We start from the raw sequence: 15,836 nt of genomic DNA on the forward strand, positions 1-15,836 counted from the left end.
AAAAGGAGTATTTCAAGATGGATCGAAACGACTTTGACGATGACCAGTCCAAAATGGACACCGTTATTGATTTCACGCGTGTTTTGGGCACCTGGATCAACTCCAACACAAAGACCAGATGGATCGAGAAATTTACCCTGACCAAGCAGGATGAGCAAATCATCATGCACGCTTATGGTGCCCAATCCCCCGAAGATTGGGGTAAGAGTGAGGTTACGCCGTTCGTGGATCGCATGAATAAGGAGAACGCTTTCAGTGCGCGATACGATCGCGATTCAGTAGAATCCTTTTTGGCAGCTAACATGAACAAAGGCTTGTGCATCATTGCCGGGTTTCACAAGTTTAAGGATGACAAGCAAACCGATTTTTGCCGGGAGTTTTACTATCGGCTGGAGTAATGAAACCAGCGAAGAGGTCATGCTTGGCTTCATTAGCACGTGGAAACAAGTCTCTTGAAACTTTATTTAATGACTTCCAATTTAACTCTAAATAAGCAAACCTTGATTGAGCGTGTTAGCCAACTTGCACGCGATAAATTCGCCTCTCGCGCCCCAGAGTACGATCGCACTTCCAGCTTTCCAAGGGAAGATTTTGAAGACCTGTTTAATGCAGGTCTCAATGCGCCTGCTGTTCCCACAGAATATGGCGGTCTAGGGTTAGGACATGATAGCGATATCTTTACCCTCTGGATGATGACCAAGGAACTGGCCAAGGTGGATTTATCCCTAGCCCGTTGCTGGGAAGGACAGGCCAATGCCCAGGTAATACTTGCGGCTATGGCAAATGAGTCTCAAAAAAAGCGTTGGTTTGAGGGTATTGTCGATCGCGGTGAGAAATGGGCGGCTTGGAGTGGAGAACCGCAGTCTCAAATTCCAGGTCAAAAAGTTGGGGTGGGGACAACCGTTCAAGTGGTAGATGAGGGCTACATCGTTAATGGCACAAAGGTCTTCGCTACCAGCGCCCCAGCAGCACAGTGGGCAGTTCTGCTTGTCAACCCAGCAGGGGCTGGGGGCTCGCGTCATACCAATAGCTCACCGGCATCTGTACTGATGCTGGGCTGCAATTTATCCGACCCCAGTGTTAGTTTTGATGATAGTTGGTGGCAGCCAATTGGCATGAAAAGTACAGTGAGTTACCTGGTTCGCTTTGAGGAGACTTTCATTCCTAAAGAAAACCTGATTGGCTATCCAGGACAGTACATCCTTGAGGAGTGGCAGACGCGGTTTACGCCTCATTATGGCGCTGCTTTTCTAGGGGCGGCTGAGGGAGCCTATGAGTATGCTTTGGCATACATTAATAAGCAGGAAAAAGGGCACGATCCCTACGTACAGCACCGGATTGCTAAGGCAGCAATGAATATAGATACTATGCATTTCTGGTTGCGGCACACAGCCACTCTCTGGGAAACAGGTCAGCAGTTAGGGGCCAAACAAGCAGGCAATCGCGCCCGTTACATAACTGAGCAACTGGCTACTGAAACGGTGAACGACTGCATAAACACTTGTGGTGCTCGCTCCCTGATTCAACCGAGTCCGATAGAGCGAATATTGCGAGACTTGTCCTTTTACGTCCTGCACGATAATCGCGATCGCGTTTTGTCATCCATTGGTCAGGAAATTCTAGGGCAGTCCTACGATCGTTCCTATTTTGGACCCGGCCCTAACCCAACGCCCTAAGCCGAATCGTAGCTTAGCAAATAGCGATTGATATTGTTTCCGGTGGGATCGGAATGATAAAGTCAAGGTCAATAATTCCACATTCCCCCACGGACCACTCCCCATCATGTAGGAGTGCAACCGGAATAGATATGATGCTGCTGGTCGCTGTTGACATCGAGGGCTTTTGACGAGTGAAAGACGATCGCCCTCCTTGTCACCCTTCAAAATTTTAAGTGGGAAGGCGATTCCTGCTAAAAAAACTAATTAATCATCGAGGCCAATGTATCAATATGTCATTGATCTAGCGAGCCGTGGTTCTCAAAAAAATTTACCTTTGGATATGATGTTTTTTGTCACTGGTTTGACGTATTATTTAATAATGGGAATATGAGCAATTTTTAAAATCCTGTTTCTATTCCCATTATTAAATAATATCATGACAAGGGCAAGAAGTAAAGCGCTAGACAATTTTTTTTAGATATAATTAATAAAACTAAAGCGTAAAATTAGCAAGTTGGAGATAGGACATTCGCGACAATTATGACAGAGGATTACGACTTGTTTGTGATAGGTGCGGGTTCCGGCGGATTGGCGAGTTCCAAGCGAGCGGCATCCTAGGGCGCAAAAGTGGCGATCGCCGAAAATGACTTAGTAGGCGGAACCTGCGTAATTCGCGGCTGTGTCCCCAAAAAACTCATGGTGTACGCCTCAAGATTCCCAGAGCAATCAGTCACGAAAATGTCCCGTCAGCGATATTTTCTCAGCCGGAAGCTGCGACAGTCGGCTTAAACGAAGTGCAGGCTAGAGCAAAGTTTCCCGACTCGATTAAGTGCTACAGGGCCAAGTTTAGGCCGATGTTTCACGCTTTGACAGGTGCAGACGAGAAAACTTTTGTCAAGTTAATCGTTGAGACTAATACCGATCGAGTTTTGGGCGTGCACATGGTTGGGAAAGACGTGGGTGAGATTATTCAAGGAATGGCGATCGCGGTTAATATGGGAGCTACCAAGAAAGACTTCGACGCGACTATTCGCATTCACCCATCGACTGCTGAAGAGTTTGTTACTCTGCGGTAAAGCGGGCGAAGCAGCCAGGGGTTTAAACCCCTGCCTAACAGCCTAAAGTCGGTTAAAATTCAGATATTGCACCATTTTCCAGAACAGGCAGGATGCCTGTTCCACAGAAAAATAAAATTTTATTGTGGGGTGGGCATCCTGCCCGCCCGTAAAGCGATTAATGAGTAATTCAACCAAACAAAACAAAATTTTAGCATTCTATCTCGGTCAGCAGCCTGATTCACAAGGTCGGGCGATCGAGGATATTTGGTCGTGGGATTACCAGAAGCTGGAATCCGTGCACAATTACATTCAATGGCTGTTTCCGCTAAGAGAAAAGAGTCGGTTTAATTCCAGTGCTCCTACTTTAAATGATGAGGTGATTCAAGCTTTTAGAACAAGTGAAGAGTTGAGAAATCGCTTAGTCCATTCGTTCACTGTCATGCTGGCGTTTTACGGGTTGGAATGTCGCGAAGGGGAAAACGCAGAAATTGTAATTGCCAAATCCGAGGAATATTTGTCAAGAAAAAGAGAGTGGATTGAAAGATTTAATCACAACTACCTGCGGTTGACTAGGATTCTCACAAGTTTGACAGAGTTGGGATTGAAAAATTACGCTTTAGCTCTTTTCCAATGTTTAGATGAGATCTATAAAGAAGAAAAAGCAAGTATTGGTTTAGAAACTTATACTTATTGGAAAAAGGCTGTAAATAGTTAGAACCGATAATTGAGAATTATCGCTATAGCAAACCCTACAGCCCACAAGAAAATTAAATTTTTGTGGAACACGCCCGAAAGCCTGTTAGGGACACGCTCGCGGGGCTAGAACTAACGCCCCACAAGAAAATTAAATTTTTGTGGAACAAGCCCGAAAGCCTGTTAGGGCTGGCTAGGACCAACGCCCCACAAGAAAATTAAATAAATTTTTGGGGAACAGGCCCGAAAGCCTGTTGCTGACATTGGTGCAGTTTTCCACCCCAGGCGGATTAATGCTCAAAATAATATTTTAAATAATTTGAACCTTTTTTGCGATCGTCCTGTCTAAACCCTTCAGATAACGAACTGGTGAGGGAGACTTCACAGGTGTTAGCTGTGTCAGCCAATGTTTTAACCGATAACTGTTCCGACTCGGACTTAGTTGCTGAGTGTCTAAAGGGCGATCGCACTTGCTTTCGCTACCTTTACAAACGCTACCAACACAAAGTCAGGTCAACCCTTTACCAACTCTGCGGCCCGTCGCTTCTTGACGATTTAGCCCAAGAAGTATTCCTGCGAGTCTGGAAAGGATTGCCCAAACTCAAGCACCAGGAAAACTTTTCTACTTGGCTTTATCGAATCACTTGGAATGTGGCTTCCGATCAAAGACAAGCATTTGCTAAACAGCATTCTTTTGACTCCCAACTCAAAAATCAAGAAGTAATGGATCGGGTTATTCTCAAAGATAACACATCGGACTTGATGCAGTTGCACTATCAAGACTTAGTGCAGCGGGGACTGGAGCAATTGAGCTTTGAACACCGCAGCGTTTTGGTGCTGCACGACTTAGAAGACATCCCGCAAAAAGAAGTAGCCCAAATTTTGGGAATGCCGGCAGGGACTGTCAAATCTCGCGTGTTTTATGCCCGAAATTCTCTGCGGCAATTTTTGCAAAAACAAGGGGTGGAGGAGCTGTGAAGGACAGAATTAGCGACAAAAAGTTAGTCAATTTCTTGAAGCAATATCGCCCAAACGTTCCCGAAGCTGCGCCCGATTTTGAGCAAGAACTTTTAGCAGCAATAGACAGGAATGATGCGGCTGCAAGAGAGCTCAATTATCTAGGAAAGCCGCAATTTACCAGGTCTAGTAAAAGGTCAGGCATTCTCTGTTTTCCCAAGTGGGCTTTTCCTTCTGCGATCGCTGCTAGCCTGCTAGTTTTTTGGTCGGGCTATCGTGTGCTAGTTCCCGCACAATTTCATGCGGATGAGGCGGCGCATCTAGAAGCATTTCTCGTAAATAATTGGGAGGGTGTATTGAACGATTCTCCTGGGGAAAATTCGCTCGATCGCCCGCAAACAGACTGGTTGACTTTCACCTATGCTGCTGACACCGAACCGCCAACAAATAACTAATCTTTAAGAGGTAATTTTCATGTCTATTCGCCGCCTTTCTGCCGTAGCTTTTTTAATGCTGACCCTCGGCAGTGCAACCGCAGCAACAGCCGTTTCCAACCCCGTCGAACCTCAGACAATTGCCCAAAACCAGCGTCCCAATCGACCAGGTGGCAAGGAAGGTGGGATGTTCGATAAACTCAATTTAAGCGCCGACCAAAAGCAGAAAATGCAGGCAGTTCGCGATCGGTACAAAGACCAAGTTTCCCAGCGGATGCAAGCAGTCCGCCAAGCCAGACAAGAATTGGAAACGATGATGGCCGGCACGGCAAATGCCAGCCAAATGCGCGAAAAACACCGTCAAATAATCGGATTGAGGCAGCAGTTGGAAGAGGTGCAATTTGAAAGTACACTCGCAATGCGAGAACTGCTCACGCCCGAACAGCGCAGCCAGTTAGCTCAAATGATGCAGCAGCGCCGACAAACTGCTAAAAACCGGATGCAAAACGGTCAAAAACCGCAGTAGTCAAAAACCGCAGTAATTGACGAGTAGTTTTGAGTGAATCGCAGGGTGCGTAGTGCGCACTCTGCGATTCATTGTAAGCAGGTATAAATCAATAAATGCAGGCAGGGAGAAACGCTGCTGTTCTGTAATCTATGCAAGGGCTTTCTATCTTCGTAAAAGCAGTCTAAAAACGCAGCAATTTCAAGTATATTCGATTGCTTTATCTCTGGGAAAATCAGTAAGCTGTCGCGCATTTAAATTGCATATTAGAGGCGGGCGGGACGCCCACCCCACAAGAGTTTTATTGTTTTTTGAGATACAATTTAAATGCAGAACAGCTTATATATTTTTATCTAATTAGGCGGTTTAATTATTTTTAATAAGTCATATTAAGTTAAAATAATATGTTGGGAACTATCATAAAAATTTCTGGATGAATTTACAGAAGGATTCGAGTTACATTTATTTACACGGATTTGCTTCAAGTCCCGATTCAGCTAAGGCTAAATATTTCCGAGAGCGCTTTTGGAACCTAGGAATTGACCTAAAAACTCCTGATCTAAATCAAAACGATTTTTCCTGCCTCACTCTCACCCGCCAATTAAACCAAATAGAAACAGAATTTTTGCCAACCCAATCCTCCAAATCTCCCACAGAAAATGTAAAAAATTTAGGGGGAGTCACCATAATAGGGTCTAGTTTTGGGGGACTGACAGCCGCTTGGTTGGCCCAGCGACAATTGTCAGTAAAACAAATAGTTTTGTTAGCACCGGCTTTTCAATTTATCTCCCACTGGCTGCCACTGTTGGGACACCAACAGTTAGAAAAGTGGCAGTCTGAGAAATATCTGCCCGTTTACCACTACCGCGAACAGCGTTATCTGCCGCTGCATTATCAGTTTGTGGCAGATATGGCTCAATACCCTGAAGAAAAATTAATGCGGTCAGTGCCTACGTTAATTCTTCACGGCAAGCATGATACAATAATACCGATTCAAGCTAGCAGAAATTTTGCCGCTAACCGTCCCTGGGTGCAATTAATCGAATTAGAAGACGATCATTCTTTGGGAAGTGTCCTAGCGGAAATTTGGGAAGCGATGCCAAAGTTTTGCCAATTCAAAAATTAAAATTTGACCAACTTGCAAGTCTTAACACTCAAATGACTGAACAAGATCGATCGACTCGCACCTTAGCCGTTGACATTGGCGGAAGCGGCATCAAAGTTATGGTTTTGGACGGTGAAGGCGAGCCCCAAACCGAACGCAGCCGTTTAGAAACGCCTCAACCGCCGAAACCTGAACCCGTACTAGAGGCGATCGCCTCTTTAGCTAGCGGACAAGGGGAATTTGACCGAGTATCCGTTGGTTTTCCCGGCGTCGTCAGTGGCGGCTTCATCAAAACCGCAGCAAATTTAGATCCGTCTTGGATAGATTTTGACCTACAAACTACCCTCAAAGATCGCTTGGGAAAACCTGTGCGAGTGGCTAACGATGCCGATATTCAAGGATTGGGAGCAATTGCTGGGACGGGGGTAGAATTAGTAATTACCCTTGGCACAGGTTTCGGTTCTGCCTTATTTGTCGATGGTATCTTGGTGCCAAATCTAGAATTAGGACATCACTCGTTTCGCAAAGGGGAAACTTACGAACAGCAATTAGGGCGATCGGCATTAGATACAGTCGGTGCCAAAAGATGGAATCGCCGTCTGGAAAAAGCGCTCACCTCTCTGCAAAATCTCTTTAACTGCGATCACATTTACATCGGCGGCGGCAATACTAAAAAGATTGTTTTTGATTTACCACCGCAGGTTAAAATAGTCCCCAATGTGAGCGGTTTGTTGGGCGGAATTGCTTTGTGGCGCGATTGAATAAACTTTGTGGCAAAAATGCCCATCAATATTAAAGAAACTGGGTTTTTTGCCCGGATTAAACGTAATAATCCAGTTTTTTCGTAAAAAACCCGGTTTCTGAATCGAGAACAGTTGATTTGGTTTTTTGGCTGGTGCGTTAGCGGAGCCCTCGAAGAGGATCGGGGTTTAAAAAATTATTCACCCATCGGATCGCGGTAGCGTTTGGGTTCATCCTTGCGAAACAGATTCGCCAAACCGAGGATGCCCAACAAACCCAAAGCACCCCAATGCTGGTTGTCGCCCTTGCTTTCTTGAAAGGGAGTTCTGTCTAGAACAACTCCATTAGAATTAGTATTGTTCTGTGCCGGATCGGAGTTAGTTTGAGCTGAGGCAGGCATAGCTGAAGGGAGAACAGCCAAACTTAAAGCTATGAGGGTAGCGGCGGTAGTTTTAGATATATCGGAAGTCTTGACTTTCATAAAAAAACTCGGTAAGTGGGAAACTCAGAGGCTTGAGCCTAGAGAGGAAAACGACTCGGCGATTTCAATCGCCTTGAATCCCCTTACGGGGTAGAGGGGTATAGTTGCCCCTCTGGTGAGGTATGGTTGCCTCGCTCTCCTTGCGGAGTAAAGTTCGCTTTGCCAAGGTTATCGCGGCTTTTTGCGATTGCAGCACTGTTTCAGTGACTTTAAAACTGTTTAACTGCAAACAACAGAGCGGAAAACTAGCGTCGCATTCTCCGGTGTTATGACCTCAATAACGTAGCCAGTTAAGGCTTAGGCGGGTCAGTACAGCTTGGTTCGATTTCTCTTACAAGCTCAGCGGCTTTAGCCCGCTCGTTACTGACACTCGGTTCCAAATATCAGCAGTTACTATCTCAAAATAATCAATTTGCCGCGCCTCCGGCATCAATCGAGCGACATAAACTCACTTCCCTCTCTCCTCTTGCTTTCGAGATAGAAAAGGCTATATCCTAAGTTTAGACGCCTGTGATACAGCATTCGTAAGTCGGCATTAGGCAAAAATTTCAGCAGCGAGGTAAAAAATGAAAATTTTTGCATTCGTAATTTTTCTTGACTTGTGCCTTCTGCCTTGCTTTGTAAGGTGACAATCTCAATCAAAAGTTTAAAATCATACCATGCTTCCCTTTATCCGAAAAGACTTAGCCGAACTTACCGCATACACTCCCCATCCCGGAGGCGCGTCAGGAGAATCAGCGCACTCGGAAAGTGTACTCGATCGCCTCGATACGAATGAATGCCCCTACGACTTACCAGAAGAATTAAAAAAAAAGCTAGCTTGGACTTACCAGCAGTTAATTGAGACAAATCGTTATCCCGACGGAGGCCACGCAGCGCTCAAAGAGGCGATCGCCCAATACGTCAATGAATCAATCACAATCCCCGCGCTAGGTGGGGTTGCACTGCCCAAAACCGCCATTACAGCCGACAATATTTCTGTGGGCAACGGTTCCGACGAACTAATTCGATCGCTCTTAATAGCTACTTGCTTGGGCGGTACAGGCTCTATTTTCGTTGCGAATCCCACCTTTTCGATGTATGGAATAATCGCCCAAACCCTCGGCATTCCCGTTGTGAGTGTTCAGCGGAAAGAGGAGAATTTTGAAATCGATATCGAGGCTGCTAAAAGGGATCTCGCCCAAAATCAAAATCCCCCCGTGCGCGCCGTCTTTGTCGTTCATCCCAATTCCCCCACAGCCAATGCTTTGACACCAGATGAAATAGAATGGCTGGAAAATTTGCCCTCAGAAATATTAGTAGTAATTGACGAAGCTTATTTTGAATTCAGCCAAAATACTTTAGCCGGCCAATTGCACCATCACCCGAATTGGATAATTTTACGCACATTCTCCAAAGCATTTCGACTAGCATCAATGAGAGTCGGATATGCGATCGCCCATCCCGAACTCGCAGCCACCTTAGAAAAAATCCGCCTCCCCTACAACCTCCCCAGTTTTTGCCAAGTTGCAGCAGAATTAGCCCTAGCGCAACGGCAATTATTGCTGGCAGTAATTCCCGAAATAATCTCGGAAAGAGGCAAATTAATTGCAGCGCTAACTCAGTATCAAAAATTGCAAATTTGGCCGAGTGCGGCTAACTTCGTTTACCTGCGGGTGAAAGCTGGTGAGGGCAAATCCCCCCAACAGGAACACCAACAAATCATGCAGCACCTAAAAGATCGAGGTACTTTAATTCGGCATACTGGGGGAGGTTTGCGAATTACGGTGGGTAGCCCGGAGGAAAATCAGCGAACAGTCGATCGAATGGCAGCGATTTTCGATTAAAATTAATATCCACCGTTGCTCAATACAATGCTAAAATCATGAACTCTGTAGAACTATTCAGCGGCGCAGGAGGCTTAGCAATAGGCGTATCAAAAGCCGGCTTTTGTCATAAAGCAGTTATCGAGCGGGATAAAAAGGCCTGCGAGACAATTCGCGAAAATCAGCGTCGGGGTGTAAAAGCGATCGCCAACTGGTCTGTTTTTGAGACAGATATCGCTAAATTCGATTTTACATCGCTAGAACTCAAAGAGGGGGTAGACCTCCTAACTGGAGGGCCGCCCTGTCAGCCTTTTTCTGTAGGAGGAAAACACTGCGGGAGTGAGGACGATCGAAATATGTTTCCGCACTTTTTTCGAGCCGTGCGAGAACTCAAACCCAAGGCATTTGTTATCGAAAATGTTAAAGGTTTATTGCGTTCCTCCTTCACTAAATATTTTGAGTATATTGTCCTACAACTCACTTATCCAGAAGTTGTACAAAGACTGGATGAGGATTGGCCCCATCACCTGTCCCGGTTAGAACAGCATCATACCGCCGGTCGCGGTGACGGACTATCATACCGTGTAGTGTTTCGCTTACTCAACGCGGCAGACTACGGCATTCCCCAAAAGCGCGAAAGGGTTTTTATTGTAGGTTTTCGATCTGACTTAGGATTAGAGTGGTCTTTTCCTGAACCGACTTGTTCTCAGGAAGCCTTGCATTGGGATCAATGGGTGACTGGCAATTATTGGGAGCGCAATCAAATCTCTAAAAGCGATCGTCCAGACATACCTAGCAAGCTTTCCTCGCGCATCTTCAATCTTCAGTTCAATCTTTTTCCACCTCAAAAACAGCCTTGGCGCACAGTGCGCGATGCCATTTCGGACTTACCACAAGAAGGCAATAAAGAAAGCCAAAACAGCATACTAAATCACATTTTTATACCAGGAGCCCGAAAGTATCCAGGCCATACGGGCAGCTTGTTAGATGAACCAGCTAAAACTTTAAAAGCAGGAGTTCACGGTGTCCCTGGAGGAGAAAATATGTTAGTTGCTCCCACGGGACAGGTGCGTTACTTTACGCTTCGCGAAGCTGCTAGACTGCAAACTTTCCCTGACGAATACTTCTTTCCTCACAGTTGGACAGAAACTATGAAGCAGTTGGGGAATGCTGTCCCAGTCGCTTTGGCAGAAGTTATTGCCTCTAGCATTAGAGCGCGGCTGGAGACAGTTAGAACAGTTAGAGTGTAGTCACTGTTAAAGATAATTTACTCCATGCTCGAAGTATTTAAAGTCCCACCAGATTTACAAGAAAACTTAATCGCTTTCTGTGGCAGGCAAAATTGTTACAATCTTCAGGAACTTGATCGCTTCAGGAACGATTTGAGCGAATATTGCGGAGCATATTTGCTGTACTACCAGGGCGACTTCTCAATGTATAACTTAATTAAACAGGCAAACTTGAATAAGTGCTGTCTGCCAATCTATGTAGGTAAAGCAGCTCCGGGCGGTCGTCGGACGGGGCGTACAACTATTGGCAACACTCTTTACGGACGCTTGTCAGAGCATAGAAAGTCGATCGAAGCTGTAGACAATCTAAAAATTGAGGATTTCGCGTTTAAAGTCGCCCCGATGGAAATCGATTTAGTTTCCTGGAAAGAAGCAGTTTTGATCCGTCACTTCAGTCCTGTTTGGAATAAAGAAATATCGGGATTCGGGATACATGACCCCGGAAGTGGGCGAGCTGGACAAAAACGTTCTGTATGGGATAGATTGCACATCGGTCGCACTTTTGGCGCCAAGCTTCCTCTAGGGAATACTCAGCTCGATATTGATGCTTTGTCGGTTAGTATAAAACAGCATTGTCAGGGGATGATAGAAGAGTTAGGCTGCCCTTAATTTGGCATCTGATTCGATAGTTTGCAGCCACACGCTAGAATTGGGAAATAGATAAAAATTTTTCATCTTCGATGATTTTGTTGTCGCGCCGCGCGAAGGGTTTGGGGAAATACGCCTACTAAAAGTGCCAAAGCTTCATCGGGAATTTGTGCCACTGTTTCCGAATCCAAATAGTGTTCAAACTGAGTTAAAATCATGTGTGCACGTTCCAAAGCTGTCGGCTGGGCCGTTAACTGTTCCGTTAACCGCACCCACTGCCGCCGAATTCCCAAAGCTTTCTGTCTTTCTTCGGGAGATTCAGGGTAAACCAAACAAAAATCGCCCACGGGAATCGCCTGCTGAGAGTCAACATCAAAACCACCCCCAACGGCAGCCCCTGGCCCGGCAAAGTCCGCGTGGAAGCGTTTAATCAAAATTAGACCGTTTCGGCGACGGCTATCTACCATCAACAGCTTGCCGCTGTTGATTTCTGCGAGAATGTCAGAGGAGTGGGGGTGTTCTGTCAAATCTGTGCCAAGGTTTCGATGTCGCAAGTCCGGATCAGCAGAAAAGCCGACGCGGATAATATCGCTAGAGGTGAAGTACCCCAACTTGCTTCGCTGATGTTGGGGCTTCCAACATCAACTCAATTCAAGGACGGTCTTATTCGTCTTTGGAGCTTCCCGTTTCATCCGCCGATGCCTCTACACAGTCGTCTGTGTTTTGGTCTTACTGGGCGTCCACAGGCAGACCCTCGGCTTCCCCAAGAGTTATTTCTTTGTTTATTTGGCTGCCTTATGTTTGGACTTATCTTTCTACCAGTGACACAGAGGGCTATCTCAGAGTGCGATCGAGAGCGAATCTCATGCACACTTCTGAGAAACTATCCAGCTTTACTATAGAGAACGCCATGCAAGATAGCAGCAAAAGTAGTATACAACATTACAATAGAACAAAACCATGTTGCTTCGCTTTTATTTATTGGTCAAAATTCATCCCCACCTTTGAGAAGGACGGGAAATTCTTTTGACACTCAGTTAAAATCAGAGCTGGATGAAGGAGCGACTTTGGGACCCGCCCACTGCCGATCGAGATTATTCATGTGAAATACCTAACACTAACCTTGCGGTGAGCGTGTAGGCTTCGTGTCTCATTTGCCGTTGCGGGCGTTAGGTATCCCATTACTGGGTATTCGTCACCTAAGACGATCCGAGTCTGACACAGCATAAGAAGGCTTTTGGGCCTTTATCCCTTCCTAGGGAACCCAGGCATTCGCCCTGTTTCCCAAGGCAAAAAACTATTTTCGTATGACAAACTTGGTTTATATTTTACGGTAGAGCGTTACCTTGCTTTCCCAGCGGTCTGTCTTTTCCCCCTTTCTCTCGCAGTTATCCGGGGTCAAGCATATTACTGCTACTGTGACCTGTTGTTTGCAGTCGAGTGGGCGGGTCGCAACCATTTATATCTTACACTATTAGACAACAAGATCGGGAAACTTTCGATTATTTCTTAGACCTTGCGAAAGCTTATATCCCAACGCCCAATTGAGTACAATTACAGCGTGGGACTTACGCCAATTGAGTTAAAGTTATAAATTAATACTGTCACAAGGTGGTAGCGTGAGCGCGCTCGAATATCAAATGCAGGTACAACAAGCAGTAGACACCCTGAAAGCGGATCTCCCGACGCTTTTTGAAAAAGACATCTCCTACGAGATATACACAAAAGGTGTCTATTTTCAAGATTCTGTTAACAAATTTAAAGGAAAAATCAACTATCGCATTATCTTTTGGACTTTGCGATTTCACGGGCAGCTATTTTTTAGCGAGATTTACTTCGACCTGCACGGCGTAAGTCAGACAGCCCCTGATACTATTGTGGCAAATTGGACTGTTCGTGGCATCCTGCGAGTTCCCTGGAAAGCTCGGATTTTTTTTAACGGGTACTCTACTTATAAACTGGATAAAGACGGCTTAATTTACGAACATATCGACACCTGGGACAGAGCTCCCGCAGAGATTTTAAAGCAGTTTTTCCGCAAGGGGGAGGATGCGAGCCAAGGATAAGCCAAAAAGGTCGATCGCGCCGCGCCATCTGGGCCGGCCACCCAACTAACTTATAATGGCTAAAATAATCATCATCCCTCCGATCCATTTTCTGCTATGTGTAAATTAGCTAAAATGATTGTCGCCTCTGATTCAATTTCTGCTACTTGCACTCCTGAAAAACATCATGGCTGATATTGTCGAGACTGCCACCAATGCCGGCTCTTTCAAAACACTCGTGACTGTTATTGAAGCGGCTGGTTTGTTAGATTTATTGCAAAGTCCGGGCCCCTACACCGTCTTAGCACCAACTGACGAGGCATTTGCCAAAATTCCTACGAACACTATTGCCTCTTGGCTGGAAGACATACCCAAGCTCAAAAAAATTCTGACCTATCACATTTTGTTTGGCGAGGTACTAACGGAGAACTTGCTGGAGTTAAGTTCTGCTGAAACAGTGGAAGGTTCTGTGGTGGGAATTGATACTTCAGACGGCATTAAAGTGAATGATGCTAAAGTTATCACTCCCAATATTCTTGCCGACAATGGCGTCATTCATATCATTGATGCGGTGCTAATACCAGCATTGGTTGCAGCATAATAAAACTTGTGTTTTCGCCGCAGATAAATCTCGGGTGTGCAAGCGCACCTTAAGCCTATAATAAATTTAGGATGGGCGAGGAAAATCACTGATAAATGTAGGGTGCGCACCTTACGGCTATAAATGTAGGTGTACCCAGAGCACATTACCCTACATTTTAAACTAATTATCCGAACCTAAAATCAACCCCGAGCGCGCCGGCAGCATCAATTCTAAATGCCGAGTTTCCCCGTCACCTTTCCAAACAAACTTGCCTTTCCCATACAGCAATTTATCGTGAGGAGATTTCAACTTAGCTGGCTCAAAGCTAATATTAGCTGCTTCTGTCGCGACATTGACAGCAACAACTATTTCCTCATGCCCCAAAATTCGGGCAAAAACGTAAACCGTTCCCTCAGCAAACAGAATGTGGTACGATCCCGTGCGGAGGGCAGGGTATTTGTGCCGCAAAGCTATCAACTGCTTGTGATAATCTAAAACATCAAGTTCCCAGTGAGCTTCTAAGGGAAAACCGCGGCGGGAATCGGGGTCGAGAGCACCGGGTAAACCAACTTCATCGCCGTAGTAAATGCTGGGAGCTCCAGGAAAAGTTAACAACAGCAAAGTTGCAAGTTCGACGCTAGCTTTATCGCCTCCAGCAATTGTTAACAACCTCGCCGTATCGTGACTGGCTAACAAATTTAGTTGAGTTAACTGTATCGGCCAAGGATACAGTTCCAAAACCTGCTGAATTTTGTCGCCGTACTCTTTAGCAAAAAGCGCCGGATAGGGATGGTAAGAACGGCCTTCAAGTTGAGCTAAATCTACCCTGTCGCCCGCTGCAAAAGCAATTGTCGGCGCAGCAAACAGATAATTCATCACCCCGTCAAATTGACTACCGTCGAGCCATTCTCTCGCATCTTCCCAAACTTCGCCGACAATGTAAGCTTCGGGATTAACTGCCTTAACTCGTTCTCGAAATTCCTGCCAAAATCCCGGGCTTTTAATTTCAAAAGGAACGTCCAGCCGCCAGCCATCAATGCCGAATTTAATCCAATATTCGGCAATTTCCATGATGTATTCTCGCACTTCTGGATTGTCGTGATTGAATACAGGAAGGGCTCGATTCCCATCCCAACCAGCATAGTTAGCAGGAAAATTGCCGTCGTAGGCAGATAGTGGCCAGCCTTCTATTTTAAACCAATCCAACCAAGGAGAATGGGGGCCGTTTTCGAGGATGTCGTGAAAGAAGAAAAAGCCGCGGCTGGCGTGGTTGAATACGCCGTCGAGGACGATTTTGATGTTGCGGTCGTGGGCGGCGTCTAGAAGATCTTTAAAAGCTGCATTACCGCCCAACATCGGATCGACTTGATAGTAGTCGTGGGTATGGTAGCGGTGATTGCTGGCCGACTGAAATATGGGGGTGAAGTAAATTGCGTTAATGCCTAAGTCTTGCAAGTAATCTAGTTGTTCCATAACGCCCCACAAGTCCCCGCCTTTGTAGCCTTGCAAGGTGGGGATTTCGTGCCATTCTTCCCAGATGAAGTTTTGCAGCAGGCGTTTGCGGGGCTGTTTGCTTTTGGCGAAGCGATCGGGGAATATTTGGTAGAATACGGCGTGTTTAACCCAGTCCGGTGTTTGAATTTGCATACACTTTTTCTAACTTTTACGCATTAGGCTACAGTAGCAGAGGTTTGTAGGGGATCTAGCTTTTGGTAGAGAATAGACATTTTATCCAATAGACCTCTTGCAAAAGTCCTTTTCATCAATTGATGGGACGGGCAAGATGCCCAACCCCCCAGAGTTATTTTTTTTTGTGGGATGGGCAAATTTCCCCGCCGAGTTATTTTTGCACGAGGTGGAATGTTGTCGATAGACCAAATGTTAAATCTTAAAC

17 protein-coding genes and 1 pseudogene are annotated in these 15,836 nt (G+C 45.8%); 14 read left to right on the forward strand and 4 right to left on the reverse strand.

Going from position 1 to position 15,836, the window contains the following annotated elements:
• The first annotated feature begins 17 nt into the window (after positions 1 to 17).
• The 9 genes and pseudogenes from ACUVJL_RS32335 to ACUVJL_RS32375 all read left to right on the forward strand — a co-directional run bounded on the left by ACUVJL_RS32335 (position 18) and on the right by ACUVJL_RS32375 (position 7,171).
• The gene (locus tag ACUVJL_RS32335; protein WP_445249568.1) at positions 18 to 398 is read left to right on the forward strand and encodes a hypothetical protein; all 381 of its coding nucleotides are present in this window, start codon (positions 18 to 20) and stop codon (positions 396 to 398) included.
• A 69-nt stretch (positions 399 to 467) separates the two neighbouring features.
• Positions 468 to 1,676, forward strand: a complete 1,209-nt coding sequence (locus ACUVJL_RS32340) for an acyl-CoA dehydrogenase family protein (RefSeq protein WP_445249569.1) — start codon at positions 468 to 470, stop codon at positions 1,674 to 1,676.
• Positions 1,677 to 2,374: 698 nt separating this feature from the next.
• Positions 2,375 to 2,734, forward strand: a pseudogene (locus ACUVJL_RS32345) (glutathione-disulfide reductase); the annotation flags it as partial.
• A gap of 160 nt (positions 2,735 to 2,894) precedes the next feature.
• Complete coding sequence (locus tag ACUVJL_RS32350) at positions 2,895 to 3,431, forward strand: opioid growth factor receptor-related protein (RefSeq protein ID WP_445249570.1); 537 nt, start codon at positions 2,895 to 2,897, stop codon at positions 3,429 to 3,431.
• Positions 3,432 to 3,796: 365 nt separating this feature from the next.
• Positions 3,797 to 4,387, forward strand: coding sequence for a sigma-70 family RNA polymerase sigma factor (locus tag ACUVJL_RS32355; protein WP_445249583.1), 591 nt, complete (start codon positions 3,797 to 3,799; stop codon positions 4,385 to 4,387).
• Positions 4,384 to 4,821 (forward strand): hypothetical protein, encoded by a 438-nt coding sequence (locus ACUVJL_RS32360; protein WP_445249571.1) that lies wholly within the window; start codon positions 4,384 to 4,386, stop codon positions 4,819 to 4,821. Before ACUVJL_RS32355 ends, ACUVJL_RS32360 begins: the two co-directional genes overlap by 4 nt.
• 19 nt (positions 4,822 to 4,840) lie before the next feature.
• Positions 4,841 to 5,326, forward strand: a complete 486-nt coding sequence (locus ACUVJL_RS32365; RefSeq protein WP_445249572.1) for a Spy/CpxP family protein refolding chaperone — start codon at positions 4,841 to 4,843, stop codon at positions 5,324 to 5,326.
• 412 nt (positions 5,327 to 5,738) lie between these two features.
• Positions 5,739 to 6,431 carry a YqiA/YcfP family alpha/beta fold hydrolase gene (locus tag ACUVJL_RS32370; RefSeq protein WP_445249573.1) on the forward strand — a complete coding sequence of 231 codons (693 nt, stop codon included), beginning with the start codon at positions 5,739 to 5,741 and terminating at the stop codon, positions 6,429 to 6,431.
• A 32-nt stretch (positions 6,432 to 6,463) separates the two neighbouring features.
• The gene (locus ACUVJL_RS32375; protein ID WP_445249574.1) at positions 6,464 to 7,171 is read left to right on the forward strand and encodes an ROK family protein; all 708 of its coding nucleotides are present in this window, start codon (positions 6,464 to 6,466) and stop codon (positions 7,169 to 7,171) included.
• Between the two features lie 176 nt (positions 7,172 to 7,347).
• Here ACUVJL_RS32375 and ACUVJL_RS32380 read toward each other — a convergent pair whose 3' ends face one another.
• Positions 7,348 to 7,632, reverse strand: a complete 285-nt coding sequence (locus tag ACUVJL_RS32380; protein WP_445249575.1) for a WGxxGxxG family protein — start codon at positions 7,630 to 7,632, stop codon at positions 7,348 to 7,350.
• A 659-nt stretch (positions 7,633 to 8,291) separates the two neighbouring features.
• Here ACUVJL_RS32380 and ACUVJL_RS32385 point away from each other — a divergent pair.
• The 3 genes from ACUVJL_RS32385 to ACUVJL_RS32395 are packed head-to-tail and all read left to right on the forward strand — an operon-like array spanning position 8,292 to position 11,335.
• Positions 8,292 to 9,458 carry a histidinol-phosphate transaminase gene (locus ACUVJL_RS32385; RefSeq protein WP_445249576.1) on the forward strand — a complete coding sequence of 389 codons (1,167 nt, stop codon included), beginning with the start codon at positions 8,292 to 8,294 and terminating at the stop codon, positions 9,456 to 9,458.
• A gap of 38 nt (positions 9,459 to 9,496) precedes the next feature.
• Positions 9,497 to 10,687, forward strand: a complete 1,191-nt coding sequence (locus ACUVJL_RS32390) for a DNA cytosine methyltransferase (protein WP_445249577.1) — start codon at positions 9,497 to 9,499, stop codon at positions 10,685 to 10,687.
• A gap of 24 nt (positions 10,688 to 10,711) precedes the next feature.
• Positions 10,712 to 11,335, forward strand: a complete 624-nt coding sequence (locus ACUVJL_RS32395; RefSeq protein ID WP_445249578.1) for an Eco29kI family restriction endonuclease — start codon at positions 10,712 to 10,714, stop codon at positions 11,333 to 11,335.
• 62 nt (positions 11,336 to 11,397) lie between these two features.
• On the opposite strand, the gene ACUVJL_RS32400 is transcribed toward ACUVJL_RS32395, so the two are convergent.
• Complete coding sequence (locus tag ACUVJL_RS32400; protein WP_445249579.1) at positions 11,398 to 11,925, reverse strand: hypothetical protein; 528 nt, start codon at positions 11,923 to 11,925, stop codon at positions 11,398 to 11,400.
• A gap of 1,029 nt (positions 11,926 to 12,954) precedes the next feature.
• Between ACUVJL_RS32400 and ACUVJL_RS32405 the strand changes: the two genes are divergently transcribed.
• Both ACUVJL_RS32405 and ACUVJL_RS32410 read left to right on the forward strand, forming a co-directional pair.
• Positions 12,955 to 13,380: a DUF2358 domain-containing protein gene (locus ACUVJL_RS32405; protein ID WP_445249584.1), complete on the forward strand. Its 426-nt coding sequence runs from the start codon at positions 12,955 to 12,957 to the stop codon at positions 13,378 to 13,380.
• A 166-nt stretch (positions 13,381 to 13,546) separates the two neighbouring features.
• Positions 13,547 to 13,960 (forward strand): fasciclin domain-containing protein, encoded by a 414-nt coding sequence (locus ACUVJL_RS32410; protein ID WP_445249580.1) that lies wholly within the window; start codon positions 13,547 to 13,549, stop codon positions 13,958 to 13,960.
• Between the two features lie 162 nt (positions 13,961 to 14,122).
• Here the strand turns inward: ACUVJL_RS32410 and ACUVJL_RS32415 are convergent, their stop codons facing one another.
• Together ACUVJL_RS32415 and ACUVJL_RS32420 are read right to left on the reverse strand one after the other, a co-directional pair.
• Entirely contained in the window at positions 14,123 to 15,589 is a 1,467-nt protein-coding gene (locus ACUVJL_RS32415) for a glycoside hydrolase family 13 protein (protein ID WP_445249581.1), read from the reverse strand.
• A gap of 23 nt (positions 15,590 to 15,612) precedes the next feature.
• The coding region (locus ACUVJL_RS32420; protein WP_445249582.1) for a hypothetical protein at positions 15,613 to 15,836 on the reverse strand (224 nt) is incomplete at its 5' end.

This window comes from Microcoleus sp. OTE_8_concoct_300 (assembly GCF_031383065.1).
Taxonomy (GTDB): Bacteria; Cyanobacteriota; Cyanobacteriia; order Cyanobacteriales; family Microcoleaceae; genus Microcoleus.

Excerpts from the sequence above, each read along its gene's own strand:
- ACUVJL_RS32335 (WP_445249568.1), top strand. The coding sequence starts at position 18 with ATGGATCGAAACGACTTTGACGATGACCAGTCCAAAATGGACACCGTT.
- ACUVJL_RS32340 (WP_445249569.1), top strand. The coding sequence starts at position 468 with ATGACTTCCAATTTAACTCTAAATAAGCAAACCTTGATTGAGCGTGTT.
- ACUVJL_RS32350 (WP_445249570.1), top strand. The coding sequence starts at position 2,895 with ATGAGTAATTCAACCAAACAAAACAAAATTTTAGCATTCTATCTCGGT.
- ACUVJL_RS32365 (WP_445249572.1), top strand. The coding sequence starts at position 4,841 with ATGTCTATTCGCCGCCTTTCTGCCGTAGCTTTTTTAATGCTGACCCTC.
- ACUVJL_RS32370 (WP_445249573.1), top strand. The coding sequence starts at position 5,739 with ATGAATTTACAGAAGGATTCGAGTTACATTTATTTACACGGATTTGCT.
- ACUVJL_RS32375 (WP_445249574.1), top strand. The coding sequence starts at position 6,464 with ATGACTGAACAAGATCGATCGACTCGCACCTTAGCCGTTGACATTGGC.
- ACUVJL_RS32380 (WP_445249575.1), bottom strand. The coding sequence starts at position 7,632 with ATGAAAGTCAAGACTTCCGATATATCTAAAACTACCGCCGCTACCCTC.
- ACUVJL_RS32385 (WP_445249576.1), top strand. The coding sequence starts at position 8,292 with ATGCTTCCCTTTATCCGAAAAGACTTAGCCGAACTTACCGCATACACT.
- ACUVJL_RS32390 (WP_445249577.1), top strand. The coding sequence starts at position 9,497 with ATGAACTCTGTAGAACTATTCAGCGGCGCAGGAGGCTTAGCAATAGGC.
- ACUVJL_RS32395 (WP_445249578.1), top strand. The coding sequence starts at position 10,712 with ATGCTCGAAGTATTTAAAGTCCCACCAGATTTACAAGAAAACTTAATC.
- ACUVJL_RS32405 (WP_445249584.1), top strand. The coding sequence starts at position 12,955 with ATGCAGGTACAACAAGCAGTAGACACCCTGAAAGCGGATCTCCCGACG.
- ACUVJL_RS32410 (WP_445249580.1), top strand. The coding sequence starts at position 13,547 with ATGGCTGATATTGTCGAGACTGCCACCAATGCCGGCTCTTTCAAAACA.
- ACUVJL_RS32415 (WP_445249581.1), bottom strand. The coding sequence starts at position 15,589 with ATGCAAATTCAAACACCGGACTGGGTTAAACACGCCGTATTCTACCAA.